The following is an 18,224-nucleotide window of genomic DNA, read 5'->3' on the forward strand; positions in this document are numbered from 1 at the left end:
TCCCGCTGTCCCGCTGTCCAGTGCGCCCGTCTGCGCAGACGACGACGGCGCAGGGGGAACCCGTCCCATGCGCCGTCAGATCACCCCGTCGGTCATGACCGGATCGCTCAACGGATCAAGACCACCCCGACGATGAAGCCGGCCACGCCCATCAGGAGCGAGAGCGTGACGATCATGACGACGAGGATCTTGTTCGAGCGGCTCTGCATCTCGGAAGCCCGCGCCATCTCGTTGGCGTAGGACTCCTTGTCGGCCTGGATCTCCGTCAGGCGTGCTTCGTACCGCTTGGCGACTGAATCCTCGACCGTCGACAGCTGCTTGAGCAGGTCGGTGACCCGCGTCACCTGGGAGTTGGTCTTCTCTTTCTCCAGGTCGAGGTTGTGCTGCCAGTTGGCGTCGCGAGTCGTCATCTGGATGATGGCGTCCTTGCGGTTGCGGTCGAGCTCGTCCTCCATTCGGCGGATCCGGTCGGCGTGCTCGGAGCGCACCGACTCCAGGAGGTCACGCTGTTCCCGGCGCAGGAGGCCGATCTCGTCCGTGGTCCGCTGGTGCTCGGCCAGCGCCTCGTACTGGGCGATGTCGGCCTTGCGGTTGTCGTCGACGATTCGCTGGATCTCGGACTTCCACCGGTTCAGGCGCTCTTCCTCGGCCGCCAGGTACTCCGACTGCCGTTCGGCCAGCACCTCGAATATCCGCGTCTGCCCGGTCTGCATCTTCAGCGTTGCGTCCGACCGCCGGACCCGCAGGATTTCCTGCTGGTTGTGCGCGTGGGTATCCCCGATGTCCCGCTCGATCTCGGCGACGGAGTCAATCTGTTCGCGCTCCATCCGCGAGCGGTTGCGCTCCTTGTACTGCATCTCCGCCGAGAGCGCCGCCTGCTGGGCCACCTTGGCGGCCTGCGCTTCGTAGTCCTTGGCGATCTCCGCCCGGCGGGCTCGGATCTTTTCCTCCCTCTCTGTCTGCCGCTGCTGGTACTCAGCCTCAGCCGCGTCCTTCAACAGCTTGTACCGGGAGCCCTCGCGGTCGGTGGCCACCGCACGGATGACCTGCTCGGTGTGCGCCGACATAAGGTTGACGTAGAGCGCACGCAGCTCAACCTCGTGCGCGGAACGGAGCTGCATCAAGTCTGCGTTGGCCTGCCGGTTGAGCTGGGCGACCTGGTCCCCGAGCCACTCGGTCGCTCCCTCGGGCACGGCGATCTGTACGACCGGTGCGCCGATGGCGAAGGTCGCGTTGAACTCATCGAGCCGGACGTCCAGGTCCAGCTCCTCGGAGAGGAACCGGCGGGCGATGACATCGCGCACCTGGGCCTGATCGGCCAGCAGCACAGCGTCGTCGGCCTCCTGGTGGTCGCCTTCGACGCCGTAGCCGGCGTCGGTCTCGTCGAAGCCCTCGTAGAGGGCCACCTCGTCGCCGTCGTGGTCCGGCCATGACTCGACCGAAGCGGTGCCCACGTCGTCCCCGTCGAACACGGGCGTGTCCGCCCCTTCATCGTCGACGACGTCGCTGAAACGCGACTCGTCGTCCAGGCCCTCGTCAGCCCCCTCGCCACCGGGGATCTCATCGAAGATCGCATCCCCCTCGTCCTCCCAGAGGACCGCCGGGGCGGGGCCGGCGGTCCCGGCTCCGGCGACCAGGCCGCTGTGCTCTTCCCACGCCTTCTTACCCACGGCTTCTTCGAGGCTCGTGGTACCGGCAGCGACGAAGCGCGCCTCCGCGAAGGTCGCATCGTTCACCAGATCGACGAGCATTTCGCCGCCGGGCTTCTGCCACACGACAGCCCAGGCGTAGGTGGCACCGGTGAGGAGTGAGTACTCCTCCATGCGCGCGAGGGTCTCGTCGGTGGGGATGATGCCGAAGACCTCCTCTTCGATCATCTCCGCCGTGGCCACCGTGCGGATCTGGTCGGAGCTGATGAGCTCGATGATCGAGCCCTTCGCCTCGTCCCGGCCGTGCCGTTTGCTCAAGCCGCCGATCTCGTCGGCCGCAAGCACGAGCATCACCCAGGCCGTGCCGCTGGGAAAGACGAACGGAGTGTTCGACCGCAGCAACTCGACCGCTGCCGGGATCGCCGTCTCTCTCACCACGGAGGCCAGAAGCTCGTCGTGCTTCTTCTTCCGTTCCTTCTTCCGGCGGACCGCCGCCGCTCCCAGCATGCCCATTGACGCCGATCCCTTCGCCCAAAGAACACAGTCCGCCTGATTTATGAGCATCCTATCGTCGCCTTGTCGGAGTAAGCAACTATAAGACGCCTAAGGGTTATCGACTCGCTAGTCGATCGACTGGGTCTCCCCGGCCTTGACCGACTCATCGCACCGCACTGACCTCGATGTAGGCATCGGAACTCAGTAGGTTTTTGTCGTCGCTGACCAAGTCGCCGACGACGTCGATGCGGATCCGTCGCTCTGAGGGGTGCTCGTTGAGGAAGGTCGCCACCGCGGTGGTGACCTCGTCGGTCAGCCTCGCCACGGCCGCACGCGCGCCGCCGGCATCGGAGTCGGTGTCACCCTTGTCCTCGATGAGGTACTGCAGGACCCTCGCATCGACGTCGACCCGCACGTTGTGCTTGATGAACACCTCCTGCACCATCTGCCGCAGCTTCTTCCGTACGATCTTCTGCTGCGTCGGCAGCGACAGCGGCTGGAAGGGTACGATCGCGTCGATGCGGCCCAGCAGCTCGGGCGGGAACCGGTTGTCGCCTGTCGTCGAGGAGATGGAGCGGCGGATCAGCTTCTCGTACTCCATCAGCTGTTTGCCCGAGCCGGTGTCGTCGGCGGCGTACTGCGAGATGCTCTTGTAGATCTCCGTGCCGGCGTTCGTCGTCAGAACGATGTACGTGTTGAGGAAGCTCACTTCGCGGTTGTTGTCGTCGTTGAGCCGGCCGTCGTCGAGCACCTGTAGTAGCACGCGCGTGACCATCGCCGAGGCCTTCTCGACCTCGTCGAAAAGCAGCACGGCGTGGGAGAGGTCCCACACCCGCTTGGTGAGTTCGGAGCGGAAGGCCGCGAATGACGAGTCCTCGGCGTACTCCGTCATGTCGAAACGGATCAGGTGCCGCTGGTCATCGCCGAACAGCAGCTTCGCCAGCTGCTTGGTGAGTTCGGTCTTGCCGACACCGGTGGAGCCCGTGAACAGCAGGCTCGCCATCGGCTTTCCCTTGTCGTTGAGGTCCGCCACCGCCAGCTGTAGGCGACGTGCCACCGCGCTGGTCGCCCAGTCCTGGCTGAACACCTTCTCGTCCAGCTGCTTCTTGATCTTCGCGCCGTCGACCTTGAAGGCCACGTTGACGTTCAGGGTCTCCATGAGCACGTCCGAGAGCATGTCCCGGTCCATCGGCCGGTGCGTCAGGCGAGACCAGCCGACCATGGAGTCGAGCACGAGGATCGACTTGCGCGGTTGAGCGCTGGCCGGCATGTAGCGCTGGGTGTACTCGTAGATCTGCCGGAAGATGTGGTCGTCGTAGAACTCGTCAGCCACCCCGTATCGTTCGGCCATGCCCTGCAGGATCTTGATGGTCGTCGACTGGCCGGGCGGGTTCAGGTTGATGCGTTGCAGTCGCTCGACGAGCGGCTGGTTCGGCGAGATGTGCTTGTGGAACTCCTCGTAGGTTGTCGCCGCGATGATCCTGATGCCGCGGGTTCCCGATGCGGCGAGGACCGGCTTGATCGCCTCGACGGCGGCGTCGGAGAGCTGAACGACCTGATGGAACTCGTCGATGAAGAGGACCAGTTCGTGCCTCTCGTTTTTGACGAAGTCCTCGGCCTCGTCGAAGAACCCCTTGAGGATCGCGGCCATGTTCTCGGCGGTGCCCGCCTCGGAGATCATGCGCGCCGGGTCCACCTCCAGGTAGAGGCGGTCCTTGTCCACCAGCATCGTGGCCTGGACCAGGGCCGTCTTGCCCGTGCCGGCCTCGGCCAACAGGAGCGCGTTGCACAGCTCGGGACGGCTCATCGAGGCCAGCAGCTGTGTCGTCTCGTGCTCGCGGCCGACGATGTCGCGCTCGGCCTTCTTCAGCGGCTCCGAGAGCTTGGACAGGAGCCGGTAGCGCTCGTTGAGCTGCACCTCTTGAAACATGCCACACAAGACCTCTCGATAGGACTGTTGATGCAACTGCAATATCAGTCGAAACCTATCATGAGTCGTACTTGATAGGGCGCGTGATGGTGAGCGGGAAGGGCACGCTCACTGGCTGGATCTTTGGGTCAGAACCCGGCGGCCGCGCGATTAGTGCTCCACATCTCGTAGCCGTACGTCGTGCAGAGCTGGCCGGCAGGTAGGCGCCCCGTGGTAGCGGTCCAGCGAATCCGTCATGGTCTGTTGCCCTATCCCGCTCGTGTCCCGCGCAGTCTAAAGGCCCCTGGATGTCATTCCAGGGGCCTTTCGCGTAAGGCTCGACCTTGGTCTCAGCCGGCCGTCGGCTGGTCGACCTCGACCTCGGGTGCCTGCTCCCACTCGGTCTCGGGGGCCGAAGCCTGAGCCTGTGACTCCTTGGCCGCGGCCTCGGCCCTGCGGGCTGCGCGCATGGAGGTGAGTTGGTTGTCCAGCGTTGTGCTGTCGACCTCGAACTCGGAGGCCTCGACGGACTTGGTGTTGACCACCAGGCCGGTGCCGCGCGTCGAGGGCATCACATTGCCCTTGAAGCCGTAGACGGTGCCGACCTCGTTGCCGTCCTCGTCCAGGATCGGCTCGGTGTTCGACCCCGCGGCCTTGGTGATCTCCTCCATCTGACTGATGGAGTACGGGGCGCCGTTGTTGTAGCGGGCCTTGCCGTCCTCACCCCGAACCCGATCGGACTTCAGATGCAGGTTCGTCTGATGCGGGCCGCGCAGATCTCGAGCGTCAAGCTGGATGTCGGCGTACCGGGACTTGCCATCCCTGGTGAAGCCCTTCTTGCGGACTATCGCGATGAGGTTGACTCCGGTCATCGCGCCCCTGCCCTTGAGAAGTGCCATGATCTCTTCCCCTCACTTGTTCTGACTGTCATCTGGCAAGTCGTTGGACTCAAAACGGATTAGATGGACGGCTGATGCGAGTTCAATGCCATCTCGGCATCTGGAGTGGTCACAGCCTGATCGACTTGGGCCTGGACCCGCACGACGAGGCCGGCATCCAGCGAGGAAGCCTTGGATTGCCGCATCCGCTCGGCCTGCTCGCGCCCGGCGCGCAGCTCCGCGATTCGGGAACGCAACACGAGCGAGCCGGACCCCGGTCCCGTCTGCTGAGGCGTCAGCTCCCGGGAGACCCGTGTCATCGCCGCGACATCGTTCACCGGCAGATCGGGAATTGCCTCTGCCTGACCGGACTGGTCCAGGTAGTCCATCGCCGCCAGCAGCAGCCGTCGGCGATCCCTGGCCGTCTCGACGAAGGCCTGGTGTGCGCGCGGCCCGATGTGGACGTCGGTGACGAAGTCGTAGCCCAGGTGGTGTAGATCCAAGCCCTTGACCTCGTCGAAGTCATACGCGGCACCGACGACGACCTTGAAGTCCGTGCTGACAGCGGCGGTCTCCGTACTCGCCCGATCCTCGGCGCTCGACCCCACGCGCAGCACCAGGCCGGAGGAAGCGAGATCGGCCCGGAGGCCGTCCAGCTTCTGGTCATAGGACTGCTTCACCGTCCGAATGCGCGAGTCCAGCACCGCCCGGCCGCGCTCGCCCTCGGTCAGGAGCCTGCCGCCGGGCTGATCGTAGATTGTCCGGCCCAGATCCTCGGCCTCCTCGGAGTCTTTCATCCGCTGCAGAGAGGCATCCGCGCGCAGGGCCATGAGCGAAAGCAGCCGCTGGCCGTAAGCCGCCACGTCCTGCTGCTGCTTGTGCCATGCGCCTGCATCCCCGACAAAGGGCAGGAAGTGCCGGTACTTGCTCATCAGCCTCCGGTGGTAGTCCTGCTCGAAGCGATAGAAGGCGTAGAGCGGGCGCGAATCCTCGGCGGCAGCACCGGCCTTCTCAGCCTGTTCCCACTGGTGAGCGAGATCGCGATAGACCCCGACCTTCTCCCGGTGATGCCGCAGACGTGAGGCGTAGCTGCGCAGCCGGAAGCCGAAGGAGACCAGATCAGCTTCCGTGTTCTCGTGGTCCACCTGACGATCTGCAGCCAGCGCCGCCATCTGCTGATAGTCCATCCCCATGACTTCGAGCATCGGCGTGCGCACTCGCAGTTCCGACTCCTGCATGGCTCGCAGCATCTGATAGATGCCGTTGACGGCGCGCTCCGTGATCTGCGTACGTCCCTGCTCGACCAGCCTCTGCCATTCCTCCGTGCTCAGAGACTCCTTCGCGCGGCGCTCGTTGGCGTAGTCGACGATGCGCTCCATGGCCTCCGGCATCGGGGACCCAGCACGTTCGAGCTGCTCCTCCACGAGCTCGGTCACCAGCTGGTTCGCCTTGCGCATGCGAGCGTCGTTCGAGCCGGCGCGCCAAAGCGTACGGTCCCCAGGCAGGCAGGCGAGCAGAAACTGCGGCAGGGACTCGGCACGGATTCGCTCGTGCGCCCACCGCTTGATGAAGGTGGTGACGTTGCGCCGCTCGTAGCCGACGGCGCTGGAGAGGTGAGCCACCGCCTGCTTCTCGTCGAGCCAGGCATCGACGCCGCGGCGGAGCCGGGACTTGTGCCGGTCCAGTAGCTTGCCGCGCTGTGTGCCGTTCTTCGTCACCTGTCCCCGGCCGCCGTCGACCATGGCCAGGTGGCAGTGCACATGCTCGGTGTCGACCTGGATGACCCCCACGTACCGCAGGTCGTCGAAGCCGCTGGCGCCCGAGCTCATCCGCTCCAGGCCGTACATGACCGCCATGCGCAGCTTCATCTGATCGATGTGGCCGCGGTAGTCACCGCGGGCTTCGCAGCGGAAGTCATCGTCGATGATCTTTTGCTTCCGCAGGTACTCCTCGTCGAAGGACAGCACGGTCTTCAACACGGTGTGCCCCGCGTCGAAGTAGCGCTGGATGTCTTTGCTGGCCGCCTTGAGCTGTTCGTCCGAGAGCGAGACCGAGCCGTAGCCGAAAGCCACGCCGCCGTCGCCTTGAGCCTGGCGCATCTCGTGCTTCGTCGCACCCCGCGAGATGCCGACGCGCTCGACGGCGGCCTGCCGCGCCGTGTAGCGCAGGATGAAGTCGTCGGTGCGCAGACGCTGGATCGGAGCCAGAGACTCCGTCGCCTGCGCGCGGGCCATGTACCGGGTGACGTAGTCGCCCGGCGTCGCGCCGCGCGATCCCTTGCCGCCGGGCAGCGGCACGCTGAACTCATTCACGATCACGATGTCCTGCTTCAGGCCCATCGTCGCTCTCCTTCCTCTCTCGCTACCGATGCACTACGGCCCCGGCTGCTGTCCGCCAGCACCCGGGGCCGCGCACGCCGTGCCTGATCCGTCCTCAGGAGCCCAAGCCCTGCTCGTGGTCAACGCCGAAGTCCAGATCGGCCGCACGCTGGGCCACCTGGAGCTTGCGCTCGTCCAGGCTCGGGACGGGCTTGACCTCACGTCGGCGTGTCTCCTGCTCCTCCGCCTCCAGATCGGGATCCAGGTTCAGGTCGCGCTGTGCCTCACGGGTCGGGACCGAGGAAGCGGCTGGCACCTGCTGCTCTTCAGCCCTCTGCAGTGGTGCAGCCACGCGCTCCCGGTAGAGGTTCTCCGTGGTGCCCTCGGTGCTCGCACGCTCGGTCTTGTGCTGCTCCCGTTCGGCGGCGATCTCCGCCTCGATCTGCCGCAAGCGTGCGTTCATGCCGTCATCGACCGGCGCCGCCTCAGGCACGGGCGCTCCGACGACGTGCTTGACCTCGGTGTCCAGGCCCAGCTCGCCCTCGGTGAACAGCGGGTTGATGGCGTCCGAGCGCGACTTCAGCCCACGTGCATCGACTACGGCCTCGGCCTGCGGGACGCCGTTCTTGGAGTGGTCGGCGAAGTAGCCGGCGAGGTCATAGCCGCTGGACTCGAGATCGATCTCCAAGCCCCCGATGCCGTGGACCTGGGTGAAGACCACGGGCACATCGCCTTCGGTCTGCACCTCCGACGGAGCGAGGACAAGCATGTCCACCGTGGCCGGCAGTTCCCACTCGATCCCCGTGACCTGCTCGGGCGCGGTGAAGCCACTCGTGAAGTACCCCTTGCCGGCCAGTGCCACCAGCTGCTGGTCGTCGAACTCGTAGAAGGCATCCACCTTCTCGCCCTGGCCGGGGGAGTAGGTCACCTGGGAGATACCGAACGGCAGGGCCTCGGCCGGGGTGACCGAGCGCAGCTCGCCCCTTATGTGCAGATACGGACGATAGTTCTCCTTCGCGCCCCGATGCTTGAGGTCGAGCGATTCGACCATGACGCCGAGCTCGGCGGCCACCCCCTCCAGCCGGTACGTCTCCACTCCTCGTTCACGCAGGACACGGTGGGCCCATACGTCGTTCATCGTCAGTCCTGCGGTACGCATCACTTGCTCCTCTTCCGGTTGGTCTTGCTCTGGTTGGCGGTCCTGGTCGTGGACTTCGGTGCGATGTCGGCCCCGGTTGCCTCGCCCTGGGCGTCCTGGATCTTCGCGATCATCCGTGTTGCCCAGCGCCACATGCCGCGCATCACGGCGATCTCGCCCGCGGCGAGCAGTGCGACCAGGAAGAGGAGCGGCATCAGCCACATGGCGATGGTTCCATCCGCGCTGAGCGCACCCTGGGATGCGCCCGACCGCTGGTGCAGCCATGCGCCCAGCAGCGGGAGGATGACCACGGCCGTGATGAATGCCAGCAGGTAGTCGGCGAGAAGGACGACGGCCCGGAAGAACCCCGCCCACACCACGACGGAGAACCTACCGGCCTGATTCTTCGGAGCCAGGCGCCGCCATCCGGTGCGCAGCTTCGAATCCTCGTGCTCCTTCTCAGGTGTCGCCGTGGTCTTCCTCGCCGCCGCGGCCGTGCTCGTCGGGACAGTCGTCTCGGTTTTCTCCAGGGCCTGAGTCGACATGTTCGTGTCCTTACGTCTCGTAGGGGTCTTCTGGGGTGCGTGCCGAAACGGTGGGCGCTTCGCTCACCGTTTCGGGGAGCTGGTGCCGACGAGGGCGTCGCGGGTCTTGCCGGAGGCCCGATAGGCGTCCAACGACGTCGCCGTGCCGTCCTGGGAGGTGGAGTAAGTGAGGACCACGAACTCGCTCTTGGCAGCGCTGCTCTGATCCGGTCCAGCGCGGACCGGATCGAGCCGGGCCACCCCCGTGTAGGAGTAGTTCAGGCCCTGCACCCGACTCACATGAACGTCCAGATCAGCAAGCGCGTACGTCGTCCCGGCGCCCTTCGTGGCTCCGGTCGCAGTCATCCACTCCGGCACGAACTCGGTCAGTACCCGGGACTCGTGGTCGAGGAAGCCGTAGCGCGTGTCGAGTAGTGCCTGCTGCTCCTTGACGGTCCGGCTCGACGCCGAGCTGTCCGTGAGACTGAGCAGAAGGGACCGACCCGTCGTCCTGTCACGGTTCACCCGCTCGATGTCCACGCCCGGCAGCTGGGCCAACAGCGCCGTGTGCTGTGCTGCGAGCTCGGTCTGGGCGTTGCTGAGGTTGCCTTCGAGCTTCTGAACAACCGCGTCGTCCTGGATGTCCGACGCAGCCGGACCGTCGCCGAGCAGGCTGGCTCCGAGTGCGACCACCGAGAGCGCGAGTAGCCCGCCGGTGCCGCCGAGCAGGATCCTCCCGGCGTGCAGGCGCACCTTGTCCTTGATCTCCTCCGTCACGGTGCCTCCACCTCCTGCTCCAGAGCCTCGCCCGTGGCCGTTGTACCGGTCTGGATGTTCACGAACGCGTTGCGGACCAGGTCGTAGTCGGCGCGGGCCCAGGCCAGCACCGCCGGCTTCCCGCCCGTACCGGTCCTGGTCTCCATCGCCAGCCAGGTCACCGCGATGGTGCCGTCGTCGTTGACCAGGTAAGGCACCTGGACGGCCCACTCAAAGCCGGAGTTGAAGCCCATCGGGATCCCGACGCCGGCTGGTACGTCCTTGTCGCCGGCGAGCAGGTACCACGGGCCCAGGTCCCCCTGGTGTACCGAGGGGGCGAAGTAGGGGATGAGATTGCGTAGCGTCGACTGAGACGTCGCCGCGTCGAGCTTGCCGCCGTCTGCCGCCACGTTGGGCGTCAGGTAGCGGTAGTCGTCCTGCAGCTTCGCGACCTGACCAGCCGCCGTCAGGGCCGCGGTCAGACCACGCTCGGCGTCGTCGGCCTTGGGTAGCGCCGCAGTCTTCGCCTTGGTGATCCTGATCTGCTCCTGCAGAGAGGACATCTTCGGTACAGCCGTACCGCGCACCGCGCTCTGGCCGTCGGAGGTTCCTGCGGAGAGTACGAAGCACAGCAGTGCGCCCACACCCATGCTCAGGCCGGCCGCAAGATGGGGCTTGCGCAGGCTGCCCGCGGGCTCCATGCGCTCAGGAGTGTCCGGGTCCTCCTGCGAGGACCCGGACGTCGCGACGAAGCGCGTCTTGCGTACCGCGGACCCGCTCGACTCCTCGGTCTGTGTCGACGCCATTAGCCCTCAACTCGCCGTTCTACTCGAATATCAGTATGACTCTATCAGCGAGGCGAGTTGAAAGGGAGTGTGCGTCATTTGGAATGGCGAGTCTCGCCGCTCGCTGGCACGCCGGAGAGGTTCGAGACCTCGCCCTGGGCGTCGACCGTGACGAAGAGCAGCGCGCGCCGGTACGCCGTGACACTGGCTTTGCTCGCCTTGTTCTGGGACGTCGCGTCGGAGGTGACCTCGACGTCGGCAAGGACGGCGTAGGTGTAGACGCCCGCCTTGGCGTCGATGACCTCTATGTCCGGATCCACGCCGAGGGCCGAGTTCAGGCCGGCCGCGTCGATGTAGTGGTAACGCCGCCCTTGGGAATCCTCGTTGAACCTCGACGGGGGCATGAACGACTTCAGGAACATCTCGTTCTCGGTGAGGCCGAACCGACTCTTCAGGCTCTCGCGCGCAGCCTCGTAGCTCTGCCCCGAGTCCCACGTGAAGACCATCGAGAGCAGCGACCTGATGCGCTCACCGTCGGTGCTCAGCCGGTTCTGGCTGACACCCAGGGCCGCCATAACGTCCGCGTTCACCTGCTCAGCGCGACTCTTCTGGACTGCCGCCAGATGCCCCTCGACATCGTTGATCTTGGCTTCCTGCTGAACCGTGGCCGCGTGCTGGCTGCTCCACGTCACTCCGCCAACCGTCGCGACGACCGCGAGGACCGCTGCCGTCCCCAGGACCGAGAGGTTGCGCCGGAAGAATCCCCGCCGCGTGGGTGCTGCCGTCTGCTCCGTCATCGCTTCCCGCTCCCCTCCTGTGTCCCCGTGCCACTGAGCTTTGTCCCCGTGCCGCTGAGTTCGGGTACCCCGGACCCGGCTGGCATCTTGACCGCCGGGTTCTCGTACGGGGCCCCAGCGGCGGTTACCACGAGGGCCAAGTGGTCGAAGGCCCCCGCCGTGCCTTTGCGCACGTAACGCGCGCTCGCCCAGGCGAGCACCTCGCCGCTCGTCGTATCCCGGCACAGCCAGACGACCCTTGCCTGGTTCGTCGCGCCCGAGCCGCCCTTCACGCTCAGATCGGGCGTCACCGTCTCGGTCTTCCACGCGTACGTGCGCGGGTCAGCTGCTTTCTCGCCGTCGTAGCGGATGTACCAGGCGTGGCGCGGATCGATCTCGGTGGTCGCATCGAACGGCGTCAGTGACGAGGTGCTGTACGCCTCCTTGTCACTGACGAGGAAGGAGTCTTTGCCGAACAGCGGCGCCAGGTCCCGTCGGTGCTTGACGATTTCCAGCGTGGCCTGGTTCGGAGCCCCGTTGTTCGGGCTGGGCTGGACACTGGCCCGGTGGTACAACCTGGCGAAGGTCTGCTCACCTGCCGCGACCTTCTTCGCGTCGGCGGCCGCCGCCTCGGCGAGCTTTGACAGCTGCGCGCCGGCGTCCGGCTTCACGGGCGTGGACTGGGCATCGTCCAACTGTTCCTTGAGTCGGACGATCCGGGCCTCGTTGTCCGCTGTGGTCGCCTTGAAGCTCTCGCCGGTCACGCCCGCAGCGACGACCAGGGCGAGGATCCCGGCACTCATCACCGCGGTGACGCCGCGCCGGAGCAGGCGCGCGTTGTCCGCTGGGGCGCGGGCCTGGCCCTTCTCGCGCTGGCGCGTCATCCAGCCGGCGAAGCGTTCTTCGAGCTCGACTCCGGTGACCTTCGTGTGCGTCTTCGATGCCGCGGGCTTCTCCTCGGGCATCGACTCGCTCTCCTGCTCCGCTCCGGTGCTCTCGGACTCGTCAGGGGTTGTCGTCACGGAACGCTCCTCACTCCGCATTGTTCTCATAAACGAAACAAGCCTATACCGAAAGCCATTCATGGCCGAGTCTGAATCGATTCAGAAAGGACATCGAAGGTGGAACCGGCGCGCGGACCTGACTCGGACACGAAGAAGCCGGTGCCCGGATCGCCGAGCACCGGCTTCTTCCCCCCAGGTCAGATGCTGCGCATCAGGCCTCTTTGATCTTGTCGGAGGTGAGCATCGCATCCGACATGTCCACGAACTTCCAGCCCTGGGCAGCCATCTGCGCCGCGCTGGCGACGCGGACCCGGCCCATGTAGGCGCAGTAGCCGGCCTCACCGAGGATGACCTTGTCCCCCTGGACGCCGAGCACCACGAGGGTGTGGCCGACGGGAGTGGATCCCGGCCCGGACCCGACCGAGTAGGGGGCAGGGGTCGACTGCAGCGTCTTGCCGGTCTCCCTCGCGATCGTGTAGGCCGTCTCTTTGCCATCACCGGACGGGTAGGCCTGGAACGTCGTGTACTTGTTCACGAAGTAGGTCGAGAAGCTCACGCAGTTCATTGCGTGGTTGTCGCCGCAGGAACCAGGGCCGCCGCCCGGACCGTACCGGCCGTCGAGGAACTTGTCCCCCTCCTTGTTGAAGAGGTCGACGAGGGCCTGGGCCTCCTCCTGCGTCATCCCGCCGTCCTTCGGCGAGACGGAACCGCCGTCCGTGGAGGTGCAGTTTCCCAGGATCGCGTCGATCCCGTTCGATATGTTCTCGATGATCCCGCCGACGATGTCCTCGACGCCACCCACGATCGAGCTGTCGACCGACCAACCGCTCATCTTGCCGAACCACATCTCGGCCTTGTCGCCTCGTGCAGCGATCCCGGCCGCGCCGTCAGCGGAGCGCTCCCAGTTCTCGTGAAAGTGCAGCGCTGCCGCACGCGGCGAGCCCTGCGACTTCCTGAGCATGTCCTTGAAGACCGCAACGTCGCCCGGGTTGTCACCATCGACCATGAAGGCCAACTGGGCCTTGATCGTGAACCAGTCGACGCCCTTGCCCTGCGTGTACTGGCGCAGGAGCGTGTTGCGGCCGAACGTCCACTGCCCAAGGCCGATACCGTTGTCCGTGTTCTGCGCGGCGCTGGCCTTCGCGGGGGTCATGGCATACGTCCCCGTCGGAAAGTTCTGCACACTCGTCGGGTCGATCCCAGACTCCTGTGACCAGTTTCCGAGGATGCCCGCGATGTTCGCCTTCGGCATCCCCCAACTACTGAGTACCGAGTAGACCTCCTTGGCGTTCCTCTCCACACCCGCCGGGACGGTGGCACCGGAACCGTCGTCGACGCCACCCGCGTTGACGGCGCATGCCGCCCTGTTCGCGTTGATGCCGCCCTCGGTCAACGCCGTCGAGTTGAGGACACCGGTCAAGACCGTGCCCAGCAGGGCCACGGTGGCAGTCACCGCGACCGCACCCGACATCGCTGCCGCTACAGGGGCCATCGTCGCGGTGACGGTGATGCCCAGGACCGCGCCGGCCCCCTTGGCTATGAAGCTGCCGATCGCCATGAACGGCGCAGCGATCGCATGACCAACCGCCTTAACGATGTTGACAATGAGCGTCCACAGCAGCTTCCCGGCGTTGACGGCCATCGCCATGGCTGCGAAGAACATGGACTTGAGCCAGTTCAGTAAGGCCATAGCCATGATCACGCCCACTGCTGGCGGAGCAGCAGCCGCACCACCGCCGACGGCGACGCCCTTGGCCACCTTCGAGCCCAGGCCCTCGCCGTCCTTCGTCGCACCGCGCTCGTAGCCCGTGCCGCCGACACCCAGCTCGCGCTGGTCGGCCGACTTGGCGTCCGGGCTGCCGCCGGTGGCCTTGGACGCGCCCTTGACCGCGTCCTGGGCCCCCTCGACAGCGACGTTCTTCGCTGCGCCAACGGCGGCTCCCGGAAGCCCGCCAGCCTGTGCGCCGGCCACGGCACCGGAGACAGCGGCTCCCGCGTAACGCCCGACGTTGCGACGGGTCGCGCTGCTGCCGTCTCCTTCGATTGCCTTCTGGGTAGCGCCTCCAGCCAGGTTCCCGGCGACGCCGTTCATACCCTGCTTGAACGTCGCCCCGGCATTCGCGGCCCCGGCCTTTGTCGCCTCGGGATTCGCGGCCTCGGCCTTTGTCCCCCCGGCCTTCGTCGCCTCGGCCTTTGTCGCCTCGGGATTCGCGGCCCCGGGATTCGCGGCCTCGGTATTCGTCCCCCCGGCCTTCGTTGCCTCGGCCTTTGTCCCCCCGGCCTTCGTGCCCCCGGCCTTCGTTGCCTCGGCCTTCGTGCCCCCGGCCTTCGTCGCCCCGGCCTTCGTTGCCTCGGCCTTCGTCCCCCCGGCCTTTGTCCCCCCGGCTGTCCTACCTGCGGTGCCTGCGCTGTCCGGTATCTTCGACCCAGCCTCCGACATCTTCGGCGCGGTGTTCGCCGTGCCCGATGGGCCGGAAGGACCGGAAGAATCAGCTTCCCGTCCCGGGAACTGCTTGAGCACGGTGGTCTTACCCGAAGGAGGCTTCTCGACGTCCTCCTTATGGCCGAGGCTCTTGGTCCCGCGACCCTGCCGGGGCATCCGCTGACTCACCGACGCGTCCGGCTGGTCCTTCGTCGTCCCCTTCTTGGAGCTCCGATTCGGTTGGTCGGCGGCCATGCTGTTTTCCTTTCCGGCTCAATCCAGGTAGCAGGGTGCGACACTTCCTCGCCGCACTCAGTGGAGCGTCGTGAGGAAGTCCTTGTCGTCGCGAATAGTGCTGTTGGACTGCACGTCCCGCAGGCGCACGTCCAGTCGGAGTAGGTCGAGCGAGAGATCCGACTGGTACCTTGACTTGTTCCTTGAGTAGTCCTGATACGCCTGCGAAAGGTTGTTCATGATGTTCATGAGCGGGCGCATCGTCACGTCAGAGGACTGGTAGTCCTTGGTGAGACTGGTGCCATCCGAGAGAATCCACTGCATGTCCGAGATCTGCTGAGTCGTCGGATCTGAGCTCTCGTCACGCTTCTTCGTGAAGAACTGGGCGTAGCTCTGTCCGGCTGGCGTCAGGGCATCGAGGTAGCCGTCGTAGACGTTGCCTGTGCGCCAGTTGAAGTCGAAGCCGCCGGGGGCGACGCGCTTGGTCCGCAGCGCCAGCGTCGGGACACCGTCTTTTGCCTCGGCTGCAGAGACGCCCGTGATCTTGTCCTTGGCGATCGAGGCCGGAACGGTCGGCGGACGCAGGAACAACCCGTCGATCTTCGTCGTCTGCAGGTCGGACGTATAAGACCGAATCTGCGTCAGATTCGCGCGCATCTCGACGAGCTTCTGGTCCAGGGCTTTCCTGGCCTCGGTCTCCTTCTCCTTGAGTGCGACCCCGTAGTAGGCCTGCGCGGGATCGAAGGTCGGAGCGTTGAGCGCCGCGATTTTCCGGACCCCGGACGCACCGGGGTTGAAGAAGACCCGCCACTGGTCGTACTTGGAGAAGGTCTCGTCGCCGGCCAGCTTGCCGCTGCTCTGCTTCTGCTCCGCTCCGGGCGCGGTGAGTTCGGCATTCGCACGGACCGTCAGATTCAACACCTGACGGTCGAAGGGCCGGTCGGCGTTCAGGAGGACCCCGATGTAGCCGGTCGAACCGAAGGTGTAGAGGGAGCCCTTGATCCCGCTGGTGCTGACCGGCTCGCTGTTGAGCGAGGTGTCCGACCCGAGCAGGAATGCCCTGTAGTCCGCGGCGTTGTACGAGATCTGAGCGGTCGGGCTGAAGTGCATCATCACGAGCGCCTTGTTGCCGCTCTCGTTGGTGTAGACCCCGTCTACGGTGCCTTCGAGATTCGTCTTCGACGTTTTGAAGTCACTGGTGTACAGCGCCGTCTGCGACAGCGAGTCACGCTCCGCCTGGTATGCCGAGACCCCTGATGCGCCGATCGAGATCGCGCCCGTGACCGCGAAGATGCTGACGAACACCCCAAAACGCTCGATCGCGTGGTGCGAGTCAAGCTTGAACTTCCTGCTGAAGGTCAGCGCCTTGTCCTTGATCCCCATGTTCTGCTCTCCTTCGCGCGTGCACCGTGCTGCGAGCCCGGATATGGCGAACCGGGTCGGAAGAGGCCTTGCACCTCAACCGACCCGGTTCGCTCGATGCCTTTGTCACCGTTCGCGTGCGCGGCCTGTGACGGCCCCCTACTTGGAAGGGCCGCTCAGGAATCCGCTGACCTGGTCGAAGGTCCGCACGATCACCGTGCCGCCGCCGAGATCCGTAATGGTCTGCTGGCCGCCGGAGCCGATCGTCGAGATCAGCGACCACCCGCCGGTGCCCAAAGCTCCGCCGACGAGAATGAGGAGTGCGATCGTGCCCCAGCCCTGCTGTTGGCCGGCGGACTGCGGGTTGGCCATCAGCTTCTTGATCAAGAGCACGCCGCCCCAGACCAGGCCGACAACACCGAGCAGCATGAGTACGGAACCTCCCCAGAGCTGGGCCTGGGACTTGGCGTTCGTCAGGAAGCTGGTCAGGTCCCAGGCGGCGCTCGGCAGGGATGCCTGTGTGAGGACGGCTGCTCCGTAGGTGTTCGGCATACTTCTTCCCTCTCGCCTTTCGATTCATCCAGTGGGCGTGACGTCGAGTCGCACCGCAACAAGCGCAGACTGCCTACCGTGGCAGGTGACGATAGGGGCTGAAGCGGTCGATGACATCCGTCGACGCCTCGTGTCGACTCGTATGTGTGTGCATCTTGAATGGTCAATCTACACCATTTGAATGGTGGAGCGTAGGGGGCGCCAGGGCCTGTCGATAGAGGATCGAAAGGGGCTCAGAAGCGAGGCGAATCGACGTCGCGACGCGTGGCCGTGGAGGTGGCGCGTGGCCGTGGAGGTGCGGCGGAGTCCTGTGGAATCCGCAGTTCGGGATGTGTAATGTGCCGCTCTAGCATTGCTGCGACGCTGGCCTGCTCGGTTCCGAGGTGGGCCGCCCCCACCTACCCCCGTCGATCGCGATCTCGACCAGGAAGTGTCAAACCGCCATGAATCCACTGCCCGGTGACCTTTTCGCCCGCCGGCTTCGCCAAGAGCGCGAACGCCTTGGCATCAGCCAGGCAGAGCTAGCGCGCCGTATGGCCGCACTGCTTGGCACGAACGTTGACTCCACCGCCATCACGCGCATCGAGCAGCAGACCCGTGCGGTCAGGCTCGACGAGGCGGTCACCGCTGCCGAGGCTCTCGGGGTTCCGCTGATCACACTGGTCAGCGCCAACTACGCCCGGGAAAACGAGGCTGAGATCCAGAAACAGCTCGCCGAGCTCGCCATCGCCGAGCAGGAGCAGGAGAGGCTGCGGCAGAAGATCCACCGGATCACCCAGACCATCCAGCAACTCTCCGCCGAGCGGGAGTCCTTCCGCTCTCACGCGCTGAGCGTCAACCCTGAAACCGCCGGCGACCACGAGCTCGACCCTGAGCCCCAGGCCTCTCTCGATGTCCGGATGCGTGTTGTCCGCAACAAGCCAGCCGGATAGGGGACAGGCCTAGGCGCATGACGCTGTTGCGGGCGGCCGGGTTGAACTTCCGGTCGCAGACGTTCACCGTCTTGGTTTCCGCCACCGGCCGGCCTGCACGATCTCCTCGGTGCTCGCGCCGTTCCGCCTTGTCCGGGTCACATGACCAGCCCGCAGACTGTGGAAGTCGTACGCCGACGGATCCCTCCCGGCCCCTCCCATGTGCCGGTGCGGCATCGCGTGCAGCGCGTCGCCGCTCACGCCGGTCGTGTGGATCCGTGCGTCCCTTCGAGTGGGGGGCGTCGCCCGCAGCAAGGAGGGGACGACCAAGGTCCGCGCTGCTGATCAGCCCCGCGTGGCCGGCGGCGCCAAGGACGTGCGCGCCGAGTTGGCACCCGTATGACCGCCGCATGATCGTCCGCCGACGCGCATGGGCATCTTCTGTAGTAGAGACCGCCACCAATGCGTCCCACCGGTGAACCGTGCACGGCGCGCAGGTCGATGGCGCCGG

14 protein-coding genes are annotated in these 18,224 nt (G+C 65.8%); 1 reads left to right on the forward strand and 13 read right to left on the reverse strand.

Annotated elements, in window-relative coordinates; genetic code table 11:
- Window positions 1–107: 107 nt before the first annotated feature.
- From OTB20_RS26175 to OTB20_RS26235, 13 genes are all read right to left on the reverse strand, one after another.
- Window positions 108–2,162, reverse strand: a complete 2,055-nt coding sequence (locus OTB20_RS26175) for a hypothetical protein (protein WP_267821062.1) — start codon at window positions 2,160–2,162, stop codon at window positions 108–110.
- A gap of 145 nt (window positions 2,163–2,307) precedes the next feature.
- Window positions 2,308–4,062 carry an AAA family ATPase gene (locus OTB20_RS26180; RefSeq protein WP_267821064.1) on the reverse strand — a complete coding sequence of 585 codons (1,755 nt, stop codon included), beginning with the start codon at window positions 4,060–4,062 and terminating at the stop codon, window positions 2,308–2,310.
- 341 nt (window positions 4,063–4,403) lie between these two features.
- Complete coding sequence (locus OTB20_RS26185) at window positions 4,404–4,952, reverse strand: hypothetical protein (RefSeq protein ID WP_267821066.1); 549 nt, start codon at window positions 4,950–4,952, stop codon at window positions 4,404–4,406.
- 59 nt (window positions 4,953–5,011) lie between these two features.
- Window positions 5,012–7,270, reverse strand: a complete 2,259-nt coding sequence (gene mobL, locus OTB20_RS26190; protein WP_267821068.1) for a relaxase MobL — start codon at window positions 7,268–7,270, stop codon at window positions 5,012–5,014.
- 94 nt (window positions 7,271–7,364) lie between these two features.
- Complete coding sequence (locus tag OTB20_RS26195) at window positions 7,365–8,408, reverse strand: hypothetical protein (protein ID WP_267821070.1); 1,044 nt, start codon at window positions 8,406–8,408, stop codon at window positions 7,365–7,367.
- The gene (locus OTB20_RS26200) at window positions 8,408–8,932 is read right to left on the reverse strand and encodes a hypothetical protein (RefSeq protein ID WP_267821072.1); all 525 of its coding nucleotides are present in this window, start codon (window positions 8,930–8,932) and stop codon (window positions 8,408–8,410) included. The genes OTB20_RS26195 and OTB20_RS26200 overlap by 1 nt, the downstream gene beginning before the upstream one ends.
- 63 nt (window positions 8,933–8,995) lie before the next feature.
- On the reverse strand, window positions 8,996–9,688 hold the full coding sequence (locus tag OTB20_RS26205) for a hypothetical protein (RefSeq protein WP_267821074.1): 693 nt from the start codon (window positions 9,686–9,688) through the stop codon (window positions 8,996–8,998).
- Complete coding sequence (locus OTB20_RS26210; RefSeq protein WP_267821075.1) at window positions 9,685–10,473, reverse strand: hypothetical protein; 789 nt, start codon at window positions 10,471–10,473, stop codon at window positions 9,685–9,687. Before OTB20_RS26210 ends, OTB20_RS26205 begins: the two co-directional genes overlap by 4 nt.
- 74 nt (window positions 10,474–10,547) lie before the next feature.
- Window positions 10,548–11,249 carry a hypothetical protein gene (locus OTB20_RS26215; protein ID WP_267821077.1) on the reverse strand — a complete coding sequence of 234 codons (702 nt, stop codon included), beginning with the start codon at window positions 11,247–11,249 and terminating at the stop codon, window positions 10,548–10,550.
- Window positions 11,246–12,250, reverse strand: a complete 1,005-nt coding sequence (locus tag OTB20_RS26220) for a hypothetical protein (protein WP_267821079.1) — start codon at window positions 12,248–12,250, stop codon at window positions 11,246–11,248. The genes OTB20_RS26215 and OTB20_RS26220 overlap by 4 nt, the downstream gene beginning before the upstream one ends.
- A 193-nt stretch (window positions 12,251–12,443) precedes the next feature.
- Window positions 12,444–14,909, reverse strand: coding sequence for a phage tail tip lysozyme (locus tag OTB20_RS26225; protein ID WP_267821081.1), 2,466 nt, complete (start codon window positions 14,907–14,909; stop codon window positions 12,444–12,446).
- 57 nt (window positions 14,910–14,966) lie between these two features.
- Window positions 14,967–16,271 (reverse strand): hypothetical protein, encoded by a 1,305-nt coding sequence (locus OTB20_RS26230; RefSeq protein WP_267821083.1) that lies wholly within the window; start codon window positions 16,269–16,271, stop codon window positions 14,967–14,969.
- A gap of 138 nt (window positions 16,272–16,409) precedes the next feature.
- Window positions 16,410–16,802 (reverse strand): hypothetical protein, encoded by a 393-nt coding sequence (locus tag OTB20_RS26235; RefSeq protein WP_267821085.1) that lies wholly within the window; start codon window positions 16,800–16,802, stop codon window positions 16,410–16,412.
- A gap of 443 nt (window positions 16,803–17,245) precedes the next feature.
- On the opposite strand from OTB20_RS26235, the gene OTB20_RS26240 reads away from it, so the two are divergent.
- A complete protein-coding gene (locus OTB20_RS26240; protein ID WP_267821086.1) occupies window positions 17,246–17,734 on the forward strand; it encodes a helix-turn-helix domain-containing protein in 489 nt (162 codons plus the stop codon).
- Window positions 17,735–18,224: the final 490 nt, after the last annotated feature.

The sequence above is a fragment of the Streptomyces sp. H27-H1 genome (assembly GCF_026627445.1).
In the GTDB taxonomy this organism is placed as follows: Bacteria; Actinomycetota; Actinomycetes; order Streptomycetales; family Streptomycetaceae; genus Streptomyces.